Raw genomic sequence first — 14704 nt, 5'->3', positions numbered from 1 at the left:
CGAGGTGCCGCGCGGCGACGGGGTGGCGCGACCGGTCAACGCCCGTCGCGCGGCGCGGCGGGTCCCGTCCCGGCGAGCCGCTCGTAGAGCGCCCTCCGGGCCTGGAGCCGCCGCTCCGCCTCGTCGAGGAACGCCGCCTCCTCCTGCGGGCTCCCGGGACGGCGGAAGCGGTTCTCGACGGCCGTGAACTCGGCCAGCGCGCGCGTGGGCGCGCGCGAGTCGAGCCGCAGCGGGCTCTCGCCGTGCGCGGCGCGCCGCGGGTCGTACCGGAGGAGCGGCCAGTAGCCGCTCGCGACGGCGGCCGCCTGCTGGTCGAGCCCGCGCGCGAGGTCGTAGCCGTGGGCGATGCAGTGGCTGTAGGCGATGACGAGGGACGGGCCGGGGAAGCTCTCCGCCTCGCGGAACGCGCGGACCGCCTGCTGGTCGTTCGCGCCGAGCGCCACCCGGGCGACGTAGGCGGTGCCGTAGGTCATCGCGAGCAGCGCGAGGTCCTTCTTCTCGCTCCGCTTGCCGCTCGTGGCGAACTTGGCCGCCGCCCCGAGCGGCGTGGCCTTCGAGGCCTGCCCGCCGGTGTTGGAGTAGACCTCCGTGTCGAGCACGAGGACGTTCACGTCGCGCCCCTGCGCCAGCACGTGGTCGAGGCCGCCGTACCCGATGTCGTAGGCCCAGCCGTCTCCGCCCACGATCCAGACGCTGCGCCGCACGAGGTGCTCGGCGAGGCGCGCCAGCCGGCGGGCCTCGTCGCCCGGCGTGCAGGCGAGCCGCTCGCGGAGGAGCGCGACCCGCTCGCGCTGCGCCGCGAGCCCGGCCTCGGTGGTCTGGTCCGCGCCGAGGAGCGCCTCGACGAGCTCGCCGCCGAGCCGCGGCGCGAGGCGCCGCAGGAGCTCCCGGGCGTGGTCCGCGAGCTCGTCCACCGCCAGGCGCATCCCGAAGCCGAACTCCGCGGCGTCCTCGAAGAGCGAGTTCGACCACGCCGGACCCCGCCCCTGCGCGTCGGCCGTGTACGGGGTGGTCGGGAGGTTCCCGCCGTAGATGGAGGAGCAGCCCGTGGCGTTCGCGACGAGCGCCCGGTCGCCGAAGAGCTGCGTGACCAACTTCAAATACGGGGTCTCGCCGCAGCCGGCGCAGGCGCCGGAGTACTCGAACAGCGGGCGCAGGAGCTGCGATCCCTTCACGTCCAGCTCGAGCGCGCTCCGGTCCGGATCGGGGAGCCCGAGGAAGAACTCGAGGTTCGCGCGCTCGGCGTCGCGCACGGGCGCGAGCGGCGCCATCCGCAGCGCCTTCGTGCCGTCCTTCCGGGTCGGGCACGCCTCGACGCACAGCGTGCAGCCGGTGCAGTCGTCCGGCGCGACCTGCAGCGTGTAGCGCGCGTCGCCGGCGCCGCGGGCCCGGAGCGGCGCGGACCGGAACGCGGGCGGGGCTCCGGCGAGCGCGAGGGCCGGGTAGCGCTTCGGGCGGATCGCCGCGTGCGGGCACACGAGCGCGCACCGGTTGCACTGGACGCACGCCGCGTCGTCCCAGACCGGCACCGCCTCGGCGATGGCGCGCTTCTCCCACCGCGCGGTGCCGGTGGGCCAGGTCCCGTCCACGGGGAAGGCGGACACGGGGAGGAGGTCGCCCTTCCCCTCCAGCATCGGCGCCGTGACGCGCCGCACGAACCCGGGCGCCGCGGCGGCGACCACCGGCGGGCGCGGCCGTCCGTCCACCCGCGCCGGCACCTCGATCTCGTGCAGGTGCGCGAGCGCGGCGTCCACCGCGGCGCAGTTCCGCTCGACGACGCCGGCCCCCTTGCGCGCGTAGGACTTCGCGATCGACCGCTTGATCGCGGCGATCGCCTCGTCGCGCGGGAGCACCCCGGAGATGGCGAAGAAGCAGGTCTGCATCACCGTGTTGATCCGGCCGCCCATGCCCGCGTCCCGCGCCACCGCGCTCGCGTCGATGGTGAACAGCCGGAGGTCGAGATCCCGGATCCGCTGCTGCACCTCGCGCGGCAGCCGCTGCCAGACCTGCGCGGGGGCGTGGGGCGCGTTGAGGAGGAGCGTGGCCCCGCGCGCCGCGCGGTCGAGCACGTCCACCTTCTCGAGGAAGGGGAGGTGGTGGCAGGCGACGAAGCGGGCCCGGCGCACCAGGTAGGACGAGCGGATCGGGCGCGGCCCGAACCGGAGGTGGCTCACGGTCATCGAGCCGGACTTCTTCGAGTCGTAGACGAAGTAGCCCTGCGCGAAGAGCCTCGTCTGCTCCCCGATGATCTTGATGGAGTTCTTGTTGGCGCCCACCGTGCCGTCGGAGCCGAGGCCGTAGAAGAGCGCGCTGACCACGTCGGCGGGCTCGGTGTCGAAGTCCGGATCCAGGTCGAGGGAGAGGTGCGTGACGTCGTCCCGGATGCCGACCGTGAAGCGGGGCCTCGGCGAGGGGCGGCCCAGCTCGTCGAGCGCCGCCTTCACCATGGCGGGGGTGAAGTCCTTGGAGGAGAGGCCGTAGCGCCCGCCGATCACCAGCGGCGGCGGGCACCGGGAGGTGCCGCGCTGCTCCGCCTCGCGCAGCGCGGTGACCACGTCCTGGAACAGGGGCTCGCCGATCGCCCCCGGCTCCTTGGTGCGATCGAGGACGGCGATCCGGGTGGTGGTCCGCGGCAGCGCCCGGAGGAGCGCGTCCACCGCGAAGGGGCGGAAGAGGCGGACCTTCACGACGCCCACCTTCTCGCCGGCGGCCACGAGGTGCTCCACGGCCTCGTGGGCGACCTCGCCGCCGGAGCCCATGATCACGACGACGCGCTCGGCCTCCGGGTGGCCCACGTACTCGAAGAGCCGGTACCGGCGGCCGGTGATCGCGGCGAACGCGTCCATCGCCGCCTGCACCTTGCCCGGGGCGTCGGCGTAGTGGACGTTCGCGGCCTCGCGCGCCTGGAAGAAGGCGTCCGGGTTCTGCGCCGTCCCGCGGATCACCGGACGGTCCGGGGAGAGGGCGCGGGCCCGGTGCGCGGCGACGAGCTCGTCCGGGAGGAGCTCGCGCAGCTCCGCGTCGTCGATCGGCGCGATCTTCGCGACCTCGTGCGAGGTGCGGAACCCGTCGAAGAAGTGGAGGAAGGGGAGCCGGGTCTCGAGGGTCGCCCGGTGCGCGACGGCGGCGAGGTCGTGGGCCTCCTGCACCGAGCCGCTCGCGAGGAGCGCGAAGCCGGTCTGGCGGCACGCCATCACGTCCGAGTGGTCGCCGAAGATCGAGAGCGCGTGCGTGGCGATCGCCCGCGCCGTGACGTGCATGCAGAACGGGGTGAGCTCCCCCGCGATCTTGTACATGCTGGGGATCATGAGCAGGAGCCCCTGCGACGCCGTGAAGGTGGTGGTCAGGGCGCCCGCCTGGAGCGCGCCGTGGGCGGCCGCGGCGGCGCCGCCCTCCGACTGCATCTCCTGCACGAGCGGGACGGCCCCCCACACGTTCGGCTTCCCTTGCGCGGCCCACTCGTCGGCCCACTCCCCCATCGTCGAGGAGGGCGTGATCGGGTAGATGGCGACGACCTCGCTGGCGCGGTGGGCCACGGAGGCGACGGCCTCGTTGCCGTCGAGGGTCTTCATGGGGCGGTTCGTCGAGCGGTCCGGCATGCGGGGCTCCTGTTCGGGGATGGCTCCGCCCGCGACGGCCGCCGGAGGGCGGCCGCCTGGGCGGGCTCGAGGGTGCGCGAGGACGCGGCTAAACGGTCGGTCATGATTCGAGAACAGTCAGCGGGGAGGGGCCCCACCGCAGGTGGGGAGGGGCAGCGCCCCTCCCCGCGGGACAGCGCGCGCCAGCGCGCGTGGGCCCCGCGGAGCCGGGGTGGGGCCCCGGCGAGCTTCGCTCGACGGGGCGGGGGCGCAGCCCCCGTGTAAAATGGCTAAACGAGGGCGCGAGGCGCGACACCGAAGGTGTTCGCGAATCGCGAACCCTCGTTTAGATGACCATCAGGTCGAGCAGCTCCGGGACGGAGGTCGCCGCCAGCCGCGGCGGGTCCTGGAAGAGGGAGAGGATCGCCGCGGCCTGCCGGCGCGGGAAGCGCGTGGCGAGCGCCTCCTCGAACTTCTTCACGAGGAGCGGGAGCCCCTCCGCGCGGCGGCGCCGGTGGCCGATGGGGTAGTCGATCGAGACCTTGTCCGTGGCGGTGCCGTCGTCGAAGAAGACCTGGACGGAGTTGCCGATCGAGCGCTTGTCGGGGTCGTAGTACTCCTTCGTGAAGCGCGGCTCCTCGACGACCCGCGTCCGCGCCCGGAGCGCGTCGATCCGCGGATCGGCGGCGAAGGCGTCCTCGTAGCACTCGGCGGTGAGCCGCCCGTGGAGGAGCGGCACCGCGACCATGTACTGGATGCAGTGGTCCCGGTCCGCCGGGTTGTGGAGCGGGCCGTCCTTGCTGATGATCCGGATCGCCGGCTCCTGCGTGGTGATCTCCACGCGCGCGATCCGGTCGAGGCGGTCCTTCACCTGCGGGTGCAGCTTCACCGCGCACTCCACCGCGGTCTGCGCGTGGAACTCCGCCGGGAACGAGATCTTGAAGAGCACGTTCTCCATCACGTAGGAGCCGTACGGCCGCTGGAACGCGAAGGGCTTGCCCTGGAACAGGACGTCGTAGAAGCCCCAGCGCTTCGCGGAGAGCACGCCGGGCAGCCCCATCTCGCCCCGGAGGGTCATCAGCGCCAGCCGGACCGCGCGGCTCGTCGCGTCCCCCGCGGCCCAGGACTTCCGGGAGCCGGCGTTGGGGGCGTGCCGGTAGGTGCGGAGGCTCTGCCCGTCCACGAAGGCCTGGGACAGCGCGTCCACGATCTGGTCGTGCGTCGCGCCGAGGAGCTGGGACACGACCGCGGTGGAGGCGACCTTCACCAGGACGACGTGATCGAGGCCGACGCGGTTGAACGAGTTCTCGAGGGCCAGCACGCCCTGGATCTCGTGCGCCTTGATCATCGCGCCGAGGACGTCCTGCACGGTGAGCGGCGCCTTCCCGGCGGCCACGCTCCTCCGGGAGACCCAGTCGGCGACGGCGAGGATGCCGCCGAGGTTGTCGGAGGGGTGTCCCCACTCGGCGGCGAGCCAGGTGTCGTTGAAGTCCAGCCAGCGCACCATCGCGCCGATGTCGAAGGCCGCCTTCACGGGGTCGAGCACGAGCTGCGTCCCCGGGACCCGGGCGCCGCCCGGGACGACCGTCCCCGGGACGATGGGGCCGAGGTGCTTCGTGCACTCGGGGAAGCGCAGCGCGAGGAGGCCGGTCCCGAGCGTGTCCATCAGGCAGTGGCGGGCGGTGTCGTAGGCCTCCGCGCTCCCGATCGGCCGGGCGACGTAGTCGGCGATGGCGACCAGCTCGGGATCCGGGGCGGGGCGGGCGTTGGGATCTGCGGCGTGCGAGCTCATGGGTTCTCCGGACGGGGACGAGGGATCAGGCGCGCTGCGCGATGGGGACGAACGGGCGGTCGTCCGGGCCGACGTAGTTCGCGCCGGGCCGGATGATCTTGCCGTCCTGCCGCTGCTCGATGACGTGCGCCACCCAGCCCGCCGTGCGGGCGAGGACGAACAGCGGCGTGAACATGGGGGTGGGGACGCCCAGGGCGTGGTAGGCGGACGCGCTGTACCAGTCGAGGTTCGGGAACATCCGCTTGATCTCCCACATCACCTGCTCGATCCGCTCCGAGATCGCGAACAGGTTCCCGAACCCGCCCTCCGCGCAGAGCCGGCGCGAGACCTCCTTGATGATGCGGTTGCGGGGATCGGCCACGGTGTAGACCGGGTGGCCGAAGCCGATCAGGATCTCCTTCCGCGCGATCCGGCCGCGAACGTCGGCCTCCGCCTCGTCCGGGGTCGCGTAGCGCTGGATGATCTCCATCGCGGCCTCGTTGGCGCCGCCGTGCTTCGGCCCGCGCAGCGCGCCGATCGCGCCGGTCACGGCCGAGTAGAGGTCGGACGCGGTGCCCGCCACGACGCGCCCGGTGAAGGTCGAGGCGTTGAACTCGTGCTCCGCGTACAGGATGAGCGACTGGTCGAGCGAGCGGGCGTGGAGGGGCGACGGCGGCCGCCCGTGCAGCAGGTGGAGGAAGTGCGCGGCGATCGTCTCGTCGTCGGTCTCGACCTCGATCCGGCGCCCCGACCGCGAGAAGTGGTGCCAGTAGAGCAGCATGGAGCCGAGGCTCGCGAGGAGCCGGTCGGCGATCTCCCGCGCGCCGGCCTCGGGGTGGTCGTCCTTCTCCGGGAGGACGGTGCCGAGGATCGAGCAGCCGGTCCGGAGCACGTCCATCGGGTGGGCCGCGGCCGGGATCTGCTCGAGCCCGGCCCGCACCGGCCCCGGCAGCCCGCGCTGCCGGCGGAGCCGGGCCCGGTAGGCGGCGAGCTCGGACGCCCCGGGGAGGCGCCCGTGCACCAGCAGGAACGCGACCTCCTCGTAGGTCGCCTGGGCCGCGAGGTCGGCGATGTCGTACCCGCGGTAGTGGAGGTCGTTGCCGCTTCGACCCACCGTGCAGATCGCGGTGTTCCCGGCGATCGTGCCGGAGAGGGCGACGGACTTCTTCGGGGCGGGCTGCGTCGTGCTCTGGGCCTCTGCCATGGTCAGTGCTCCTCCGCGGTGAAGAGTTCGTCGAGCTTGCGCTCGAACGCGTGGTAGTCGAGGTGCTCGTACAGCTCGGCGCGGGTCTGCATCAGGGGCAGGACGCGCGCCTGCGTCCCGTCCTCGCGGAGCGCCCGGTAGACGGCGAGGGCCGCCGCGCTCATGGCCCGGAAGGCGGACAGCGGGTACAGCGCGAGCGCCACGCCCGCGCTGCGGAGCTCGTCCACCGTGAACGGCGGCGTCTGGCCGAACTCGGTGATGTTGGCGAGCACCGGGACCTTCGTCTCCTCGACGAAGCGGCGGTAGTCCGCGAGCGTCCGCACCGCCTCGGGGAAGATCATGTCCGCGCCCGCGGCCACGCACGCGCGCGCCCGCTCCAGCGCCGCGTCCAGCCCCTCCACGGCGAGGGCGTCCGTGCGGGCCATGATCACGAACGCCGGATCCACCCGCGCGTCCACGGCGGCCTTCACCCGGTCCACCATCTCCCGCGTCGAGACGATCGCCTTCCCGGGGCGGTGCCCGCAGCGCTTCTGCTGCACCTGGTCCTCGAGGTGGATCGCGGCGGCGCCCGCCTTCTCCATCGAGCGGACGGTCCGCGCGATGTTGAAGGCGCCGCCCCAGCCGGTGTCCACGTCCACGAGGACCGGCAGGTCGGTGGCGTCGGTGATCCGCCGGACGTCGACGAGGACGTCGTCGAGGGTGGTGATCCCGAGATCGGGGACGGCGCAGGACGAGGCGGCGACGCCGCCGCCGGAGACGTAGAGCGCCCGGAAGCCGGCGTGCTGCGCGAGCCGCGCCGCGTAGGCGTTCACGGCGCCGGCTATCTGCAGCGGCTGCTCGGCGGCGATCGCTGCCCGGAACCGGTCGCCAGGGGTGGAGCGCTTGCTCAAGGTCCTCTCCTTTCGAGTGCCGCCGCTCGGCGGCGCCCACCCACGAGAGCAAGCACGCGGCCAGCGCCGCGCCGAAAGCGGTCGGCGACGTAAGGCGTTGAAATCTCGCAGTACCGTCGCGCGGCGCGGCCGGGCGACTGTTCCATGCGCTGTTCCTCGCGAAACGGATGTGTTTCAAATGGTGGAACATGCGCACGCCAGGCCGGGCCGATCGGAAGCCGAAGATCTGGGCGTTCTCGCTCAGCAAGCTGAACGAGCTCCTCGAGGCGGTGATCCCGCAGCTCGAGCCGGTGGCCGAGGTCCGCGTCTTCCACCTCGGCTTCGAGGAGGCCCTCGACGCCGCCCGCGCCCTCATCAAGGGGGGCGACGAGGTGGACGTCTTCGTCTCCGCGGGGTCGAACGGCGCCTACCTGAAGGCGCGCGCGCCGGTGCCGGTCGTGGTCGTGGCGCCGACCGGCTTCGACATGCTGGCGGCGCTCTCCCGGGCCCGGAAGCTCTCCGGCCGCGTCGGCCTCGTCACCTACGGCGCGGTCACCCCCGAGCTGGAGCAGTTCAAGGATCTCTACGACCTCGAGATCGCCCAGCGCGCCTACGTGACGGCGCAGGACGCGCGCGCGGCGGTGAGGGCGCTCCGCGCGGCGGGGGTCGAGGTCGTGGTCGGCCCCGGGCTCGTCTGCGACCTGGCCGAGGAGGCGGGGCTCCGCGGGGTGTTCCTCTACTCCGAGAGCTCGGTGCGCGAGGCGCTGGCGCGGGCGGTCGAGATCGCCCGCGTCGCCCGCGTCGAGGAGGCGCGCCGGGAGCGGATCGACACGATCCTCCACCACCTCCGGGACGGGGTGGTCGCGGTGGACGCGGAGGAGCGCGTCGAGTCCCTGAACCCCGCCATGGAGCGGCTGCTGGGGGTCTCGGCGGCGAAGGTCGTCGGCGCGCGCCTGTCCTCCGTCGCCCCGGCCCTCGGCCTCGCCCGGGTCCTCGAGAGCGGCGTGCCCGAGCTGGAGGGCATCCAGACGGTGGGGAAGCGGACGCTGGTCACGAACCGGATCCCCTTCGTCGAGCAGGGGACCCAGACCGGCGCCGTCCTCACCTGCCAGGACGCGTCGGAGATCGCGCGCGTGGACCGGAGCCTGCGCTCGCACGAGCGGCCGCGACGCTTCGTGGCGCGCCACGAGCTCGCCGACGTGATCGGCGTCTCGCCCGCCGTCCGCCGGGCGCGCGCGCTCGCCGCGACGTACGCGCGGACCGACGCGACGGTCCTCGTCACGGGCGCGAGCGGCACCGGGAAGGAGCTGTTCGCCCAGGGGATCCACAACGCGAGCCCGCGCCACTCGCACCCGTTCGTGGCCGTGAACTGCGCCGCGTTCCCGGAGACGCTCCTCGAGTCCGAGCTCTTCGGCTACGAGGAGGGGGCGTTCACCGGCTCGCGCCGCGGCGGCCGCGCCGGGCTCTTCGAGGCGGCCCACACCGGGACGATCTTCCTCGACGAGATCGGCGACATGCCGCTCCCGCTCCAGACGCGGCTGCTGCGGGTGCTCCAGGAGCGGGAGGTGCTGCGGCTCGGCGCGAACGACCCGACGCCGGTGGACGTCCGCGTCGTCGCCGCGACGAACCGCGATCTCGAGCGGTGCGTGGCCGACGGGAGCTTCCGGGCGGACCTCTACTACCGCCTCGACATCCTCCACCTCCACCTGCCGCCGCTCGCCGAGCGCCCCGAGGACGTCGGCCCCGTGGCCGGCCGGCTCCTCGAGCAGGCGCTCCGCCGGTACGGGGCGCTCGCGCTGCGTGATCGGGCCGCGGCCGTGCTCCTGCCGCTGCTCGCGCGCTGCCCGTGGCCGGGGAACGTCCGCCAGCTCGAGAACGTCGTCGAGCGCGCGGCGGTGCTGTGCTCGAGCGCGGGCGCGCTCGGCGAGGCCCTCGAGGACCAGCTCCGCGCCGTGGTGCCGGCGCCGCTCGCGCCCGACGCGCCGCGGCGGCGCGGCGACCCCGACGACGCGGAGCGCGCGCGCATCGAGCAGGTCCTCCGCGAGTGCAACGGGAACCAGAGCGAGGCCGCGCGGCGGCTCGGGATCGGCCGGACGACGCTCTGGCGGAAGCGCGGCCGGGGGGCGCCGCGGCAGCTCAAGGCCCGTCGAACAATCGACGGGCCTTGACCATCCAGGAGGGGCGGGCCGTCGCCCGCCCCTCGCGCCCGAAATGAATTCGGGTGCTTCACCCCACCCGCCGCCCCGCTCACGCGGGTCGGCCTGAGAGCTCGTCGAATTCTTCGACAAGCTCTCAATTCGAGCGGGTGTCGCCGCCTGCCGTCGGAGGAGCCGTCTTCCACCGCTGGTGCATCCAGACCCACTCGTCGGGATGCTGGCGGATCATCCGCTCCTGGATCGCCACGCAGGCGGCGGTGAGCCGGATCACCTCGGCCTCGCGATCCGTCGCCGCGCCGTCGTACTCGACCTCGACGACGTCCACGCGATGCCCGTCGCCCGGGCGCGGTCCGCGCCGGTGGCAGGACACGACGAACACGGCCGCCCCGAAGCGCAGCGCGAGATCCGCGGCGCCGCGCGGGGTCGCCGCGGGGCGCCCGAAGAACGGGACGAAGACGCTCTGGACCCCGCGGATGTCCTGGTCGATCAGGATGCCGAGCGTGCCGCCGTGCCTGAGCAGCTTCAGCATGCCTCGCGCGGTCGTCGGGTCGTCGCGCCAGAGCGTCTGGACGTGGTTGTCGGCGCGGAGCTGCTCCGCCAGGGCGTCGAGGCTCGTGTGCCAGCTCCGCTTGGCGATCACCCCGGTCGGCTCGATGTACCGGGAGATCCGGGAGGTGAGCTCCCAGTTCCCGATGTGCCCGAGCACGAGGATGATCCCTCTGCCTCGCGCGATGGCGCGCTGGAGGGTCGCGACCGTCGCCGCGGGCACCTCGACGTATTCGTCCATCCGCGAGGCCCACGCCCGCATCGTGATCAGCTCGCCGCCGAGCCACCCGAGGTGCACGAGGCTGGCGCGCGCGATCGCGTCGCGCTCGGCGCCGTCCTTCGCCGGGAACGCGGCGGCGAGGCTCGCGCGCATCTCCCGGCGGAGCCGGGGGGAGAGGAGCCAGGCCAGCCGGCCGAGCGCGCCGCCGAGGGCGAGGCCCGCCCCGAGCGGCATGACCATCAGGCCCCGGACGAACGCGACGATCACCGCCGCGCGCGCGGCGCGCTTCACGCGCTTCCACCTGGTCGCGGCCATCGGGGTCAGCCCTCTGCCCGGCGGCCAACTGCGGGGGCGTCTCCGGGGAGCAGCGACCGTCTCGGCGCGTCGATCATCACCCCTTGTACGCGCTGGCGGACGGCGCGCGAAAGGGACGGCGTGCGGCGATGTGCGTCGCGCGTCGGCGTGCGCGGAGCGCGGCGCACGCCGATCCGTCCGCGAGCGCGTCGTCCCCTCCCGGACGGCGCGCGTGGGCGGCTGCGCTAGTGGACGACGGCGCCTGCCGAGGGCTCGCCCGCCAGCAGGTGCTCCTCGGCCGGCTCCCCCTTCAGCAGGGCGACGCACGACGGGCAGGTGACGGCGCGCGCGTGCTTCGTCGAGCGGTGCGCGAACCCGTGGAGTCCGCACAGGATCGTGCGATGGCTCGTGTCGTAGTAGTGAATGGGTGCAGCTACGGTGCTCTGAGTGTCCATGGTCGATCCCTCGCGCCGGCCGATGAGGGAGCGGGAGTGCTCCGAGACGCAGGCTGCGATCGTGGTCCTTCCGTCAAGTGGATAACCGGCGCGCCGTGGGGGCGCACGCGATCCAGCGGGGCTCCCGAGAGGCCGGCGTGGGCTCTGCCGGCTGCCGGGGGGGATCGCGGGCCGGCCCTGCGGGCGTGCGGCGGCTCGCTAACGACGGCGCTCGATCGACGCGATCCCGTCGCGGGCGATCTCGCCCGCGCCGCACCCCCGGGGACCCGAGAAGGCGCCCCGGAGGGCCTCGAGCGCGTTCTCCGGCGGCGGCTCCGGCGGCTCGGCCTCGGAGAGCTCCCCGAGCGGCTCGAGCGCCTCGGGCGAGCGCGACTCGGCGAGGGCGCGCGCGGCGAGGCGCCGGCGCTCGCAGTCGTGGGACCGGGCCTCGTGCGCGAGCGTGGAGAGGGCGTCCTCGCTGCCTGCCGCGAGGGCGCGGGACCACGAGGTGAAGGCGGCCCGGAGCGAGCCGCCGGCGCCGGCGTCGGCCCGGACCTGCTCGTACCGGCCGCGGAGGAACAGGACCCCGGGGTCGTGGGGGCCCTTCTCCTCCGTCACCTGCTCGAGCGCGACGCGCGCCTCCTCGTACCGGCCGCGCCGGAGCGCGCGCTCGGTGGGGGGGAGGTGGAACCACCACCCCGCGCCGGCGCCGCCGCCGAGCAGCAGGGCGAGCGCGCCGACGCGCAGGATGGGGGCGCCCCGCGAGCCGGCCTCGATCGGGCCGACGTCGAGGTCCTTCTCCAGGACCGCCGGATCGGGCTCCGGGATCCCGGAGACGAGGTCGAGCGCGGCGTTCCCGTAGGGAGGCGCGTCGGTCGCGCCCACCCGCGGGACCCGGAACAGCCGCACCGCGTCGGGGAAGCCCTTCAGCGCGCGGTAGCCGACCTCCTCGAACGGCACGAGGCTCCGGTCGAGCGACCAGTAGAGCGCCTCCGTGAACCAGATCTCCCGGGGCTGCGCCTCCGCCTCGACGCGCGCCGCCAGGTTCACGGCGTCGCCGAACACGTCGCCCTTCGCGATCCGGACCTCGCCGAGCGAGAGGGCGACGCGGATCTCGATCCGCTTCGCCTCGGGGACGCGCCGCGCGTGATCCCAGAGGCGATCCTGGATCGCCATCGCGCAGAGCAGCGCCCGCGTGGGCGCCCCGAACACCACGAGGTACGCGTCGCCGATCGTCTTCACGCGACGCCCGGCGAACGCACGGATGACCGGGTGCACCAGCGCGTCGTGGAGCGCCAGCATCCGGGCGCTCTCCTCGCGGGTCTGACGGCTGGTCGCGGCCGTGTAGCCCTTGATGTCCGTGAACATCACGACGCGGTTCTCGCTTCGCATCACGCAGGTCCGTTCCGGGGGCGGGGGTCGCTCAGCGCAGCGGCCGCGAGAGGGCGGCGCGGTGGACCGGCCGGCGCTGGCGGACCCACTCGCGGAGGGCGTCGAGCTGGCGGGTGAGCCGGGCGAGCGCCGCGGGGATGGGCCGGCGCCGGTAGCCCACCCAGCTCACCACGGCGAGCGCGCCGGACGTGGCGCGGGCGCCCACGTCCACGCAGCGCAGCGCCACGAGCCCGGTGCCGGCGCCCACGACCCGCAGGGCGGCGCGGCCACGCCCCTCCGCCGCGCCCTCCTCGATGGACGCGAGGCCGTCCGCGATGGGGCCGAGCACCTGCGCGACCCGATCGCTCGTCGCGACCCGGCCCGCCTCGCGGCCGCCGTAGGGGAGGGGGCCTGGCACGCGCTCGACGCGGTAGAGCGGCAGGGGCTCGTCGCGCTGCGGGTGGGCGATCGCGGGGCGCGGCTCCACCGGCACCTCGCTGTGGTTCATCGCGAGGTACACGGTCCGGCTCAGCGCGACGTCCCCCGGCTCGGCCGCGCCGCGGACCGCGAGCGCGAGGTCCACCGCCTCGCCCACGAGGTCCCCGCCCTCGGGGCGGGCCTCGCCGAGGTGGATCCCGACGCGGAGGGCGAACGCCGGTCCGGCGGGGGCGGCGGGCCGCCCCGCCAGGCGGTCCTGGATCGCCATCCCACTCAGGATGGCGTTGGTCGGCGAGGGGAACGCCGCGAGCGCGGTCTCGCGCCGCGAGCGGACGGGCCGCCCCTGGAACGCCCGGATGGCGGGGAGCACGATCTCGTCGTGGACGCGCAGCAGGCGCGCGAGCGCGTCGGCGGAGAGGGCGCCCTCGAGCTCGGCGTAGCCGACGATCTCGGTGACGAGGACGGTCGTGCCCACGGCGCGGGGGAGCGTCGCCGTCGGCCGGAGGAGGCCGGAGAGCGTCCGGGGCGGCGGCGGGGCGGGCTCGGCCGGCTCGCAGGCGCCGGCCCCGGTCCGCGCCCGGGCGCCGGCCGTGGACGTCCAGCGGAGGACCGCCTCGCGGCCGTCGAGGATCGCGAGGAGCTCCTGGGCGGACTGGGCCCGCGCCGCGGGGTCCTTCTCGGTGGCCCGCGCCACGAACCTGAGGAGCGACGGGTGCGCGGCGAGCTCCGGGACCTCGCGGTCCGGCGGCGGGACGGGCTCGAACGCGTGGGCGCGGACCAGCTCGCGGGCGCTCTCCCGCGGGAAGGGGTGGCGCCCGGTCAGCAGCACCCAGGCGATGATGCCGGCGCTGTACAGATCCGACCGCGCGTCCACCGCCCCGCCCACCGCCTGCTCGGGCGAGAGGTACTCGGGCGTCCCGACGACGAGCCCCACCTGCGTCCGCGCCGCCCCCTCGGGCAGGTCGGCGACCTTGGCGATGCCGAAGTCGAGGATCTTCAGCCGCTCGCCGCCGCCGCCCGCGGTGAGCCAGAGGTTCTCGGGCTTGAGGTCGCGGTGCACGATGCCGGCGTCGTGGGCCGCCGCGAGCCCGGTGAGGAGCTCCCGCATCAGGTCCGTCACGCGCTCGGGCGGCAGCCGGCCGTCGCGCGCGAGCCGGGCGCCCACGCTCTCGCCGCGGAGCAGCTCCATGACGAGGTAGAGCGACCCCTCCGCGGTCCGGCCGAAGTCGAGGACCTCGACGACGTGCGGGGAGCCGAGGCGGACGGCGATCTGCGCCTCCCGCTGGAACCGCTCGACGTCCACCCGGCTCCGGGCGAACTCCGGGTGGAGCACCTTGATCGCGACGCGGCGCCCGATCCGGACGTTCTCCGCCTCGTACACCGTCCCCATCCCGCCGGCGCCGAGGCGCCGGGCGATGCGGTAGCGCTCGTCGAGGAGCGCGCCGACGGCGAGGCCGGCGGGCGCTGGCGCGGGCTCCCGGGCGATCTCGGCGGGCGCGCTGGCGAGTTGGAGGGTGCGGTCGGGCATGGATCGTGAGGATCTCGCGCGGGATTTTCCGCGCGCGGCCCCAGGGCACGCGCGACGGCGACCCATGAGTATACCAAGCGCGCCCTCGCCCGTCCCCTGGGCGCGGGTGACGGTTTCGTGACGCTACGCCCCCGCGTCCTCGCCCGGCTCGCCGGGCTTGCAGCCCGAGGAGGCGAGCAGCGAGTACAGGCGGCGGCGCGTGACGCCGAGGAAGCTCGCCGCCCGGGTCTTGTTGCCGCCGGCGCGGTCGGGCGCGGCGCGGAGCCGCGCGCCCGCCCACCCGGCGCGGCGGCAG

General features: G+C 74.7%; 10 protein-coding genes. 1 reads left to right on the top strand and 9 read right to left on the bottom strand.

Annotation, left to right across the window (positions count from 1 at the left end):
• Nucleotides 1-35 precede the first annotated feature (35 nt).
• The 4 genes from nifJ to prpB all read right to left on the bottom strand — a co-directional run bounded on the left by nifJ (nt 36) and on the right by prpB (nt 7443).
• Complete coding sequence (gene nifJ, locus MNZ27_RS02070; protein ID WP_242392361.1) at nt 36-3572, bottom strand: pyruvate:ferredoxin (flavodoxin) oxidoreductase; 3537 nt, start codon at nt 3570-3572, stop codon at nt 36-38.
• A gap of 352 nt (nt 3573-3924) precedes the next feature.
• Nucleotides 3925-5370, bottom strand: a complete 1446-nt coding sequence (locus MNZ27_RS02065) for a bifunctional 2-methylcitrate dehydratase/aconitate hydratase (protein ID WP_242392360.1) — start codon at nt 5368-5370, stop codon at nt 3925-3927.
• Nucleotides 5371-5395: 25 nt separating this feature from the next.
• Nucleotides 5396-6553, bottom strand: a complete 1158-nt coding sequence (prpC, locus tag MNZ27_RS02060; RefSeq protein ID WP_242392359.1) for a bifunctional 2-methylcitrate synthase/citrate synthase — start codon at nt 6551-6553, stop codon at nt 5396-5398.
• Nucleotides 6554-6555: 2 nt separating this feature from the next.
• On the bottom strand, nt 6556-7443 hold the full coding sequence (prpB, locus tag MNZ27_RS02055) for a methylisocitrate lyase (protein WP_242392358.1): 888 nt from the start codon (nt 7441-7443) through the stop codon (nt 6556-6558).
• A gap of 188 nt (nt 7444-7631) precedes the next feature.
• Here prpB and prpR point away from each other — a divergent pair, with 188 nt between their 5' ends.
• Nucleotides 7632-9590 carry a propionate catabolism operon regulatory protein PrpR gene (gene prpR, locus MNZ27_RS02050; protein WP_242392357.1) on the top strand — a complete coding sequence of 653 codons (1959 nt, stop codon included), beginning with the start codon at nt 7632-7634 and terminating at the stop codon, nt 9588-9590.
• A gap of 124 nt (nt 9591-9714) precedes the next feature.
• On the opposite strand, the gene MNZ27_RS02045 is transcribed toward prpR, so the two are convergent.
• The 5 genes from MNZ27_RS02045 to MNZ27_RS02025 form a co-directional block, all read right to left on the bottom strand.
• Entirely contained in the window at nt 9715-10659 is a 945-nt protein-coding gene (locus MNZ27_RS02045; protein WP_242392356.1) for a lysophospholipid acyltransferase family protein, read from the bottom strand.
• A 224-nt stretch (nt 10660-10883) separates the two neighbouring features.
• Nucleotides 10884-11093 (bottom strand): hypothetical protein, encoded by a 210-nt coding sequence (locus MNZ27_RS02040; protein WP_242392355.1) that lies wholly within the window; start codon nt 11091-11093, stop codon nt 10884-10886.
• Nucleotides 11094-11291: 198 nt separating this feature from the next.
• Nucleotides 11292-12464: an adenylate/guanylate cyclase domain-containing protein gene (locus MNZ27_RS02035; protein ID WP_332842740.1), complete on the bottom strand. Its 1173-nt coding sequence runs from the start codon at nt 12462-12464 to the stop codon at nt 11292-11294.
• Between the two features lie 31 nt (nt 12465-12495).
• Nucleotides 12496-14409: a protein kinase domain-containing protein gene (locus MNZ27_RS02030; protein WP_242392353.1), complete on the bottom strand. Its 1914-nt coding sequence runs from the start codon at nt 14407-14409 to the stop codon at nt 12496-12498.
• A gap of 123 nt (nt 14410-14532) precedes the next feature.
• Nucleotides 14533-14704, bottom strand: a 172-nt coding sequence (locus MNZ27_RS02025) for a helix-turn-helix domain-containing protein (protein WP_242392461.1), incomplete at its 5' end; no start/stop codon positions are given.

It is taken from the genome of Anaeromyxobacter oryzisoli (assembly GCF_022690765.1).
GTDB lineage: Bacteria > Myxococcota > Myxococcia > Myxococcales > Anaeromyxobacteraceae > Anaeromyxobacter > Anaeromyxobacter oryzisoli.
This window is presented reverse-complemented; position numbering and strand designations above follow the sequence as displayed.

Bases quoted from the DNA above. Each gene is read 5' to 3' on its own strand.
- MNZ27_RS02045 (WP_242392356.1), bottom strand. From the start codon at position 10,659: ATGGCCGCGACCAGGTGGAAGCGCGTGAAGCGCGCCGCGCGCGCGGCG.
- MNZ27_RS02035 (WP_332842740.1), bottom strand. From the start codon at position 12,464: ATGCGAAGCGAGAACCGCGTCGTGATGTTCACGGACATCAAGGGCTAC.
- MNZ27_RS02065 (WP_242392360.1), bottom strand. From the start codon at position 5,370: ATGAGCTCGCACGCCGCAGATCCCAACGCCCGCCCCGCCCCGGATCCC.
- MNZ27_RS02030 (WP_242392353.1), bottom strand. From the start codon at position 14,409: ATGCCCGACCGCACCCTCCAACTCGCCAGCGCGCCCGCCGAGATCGCC.
- prpC (WP_242392359.1), bottom strand. From the start codon at position 6,553: ATGGCAGAGGCCCAGAGCACGACGCAGCCCGCCCCGAAGAAGTCCGTC.
- MNZ27_RS02040 (WP_242392355.1), bottom strand. From the start codon at position 11,093: ATGGACACTCAGAGCACCGTAGCTGCACCCATTCACTACTACGACACG.
- prpR (WP_242392357.1), top strand. From the start codon at position 7,632: ATGCGCACGCCAGGCCGGGCCGATCGGAAGCCGAAGATCTGGGCGTTC.
- nifJ (WP_242392361.1), bottom strand. From the start codon at position 3,572: ATGAAGACCCTCGACGGCAACGAGGCCGTCGCCTCCGTGGCCCACCGC.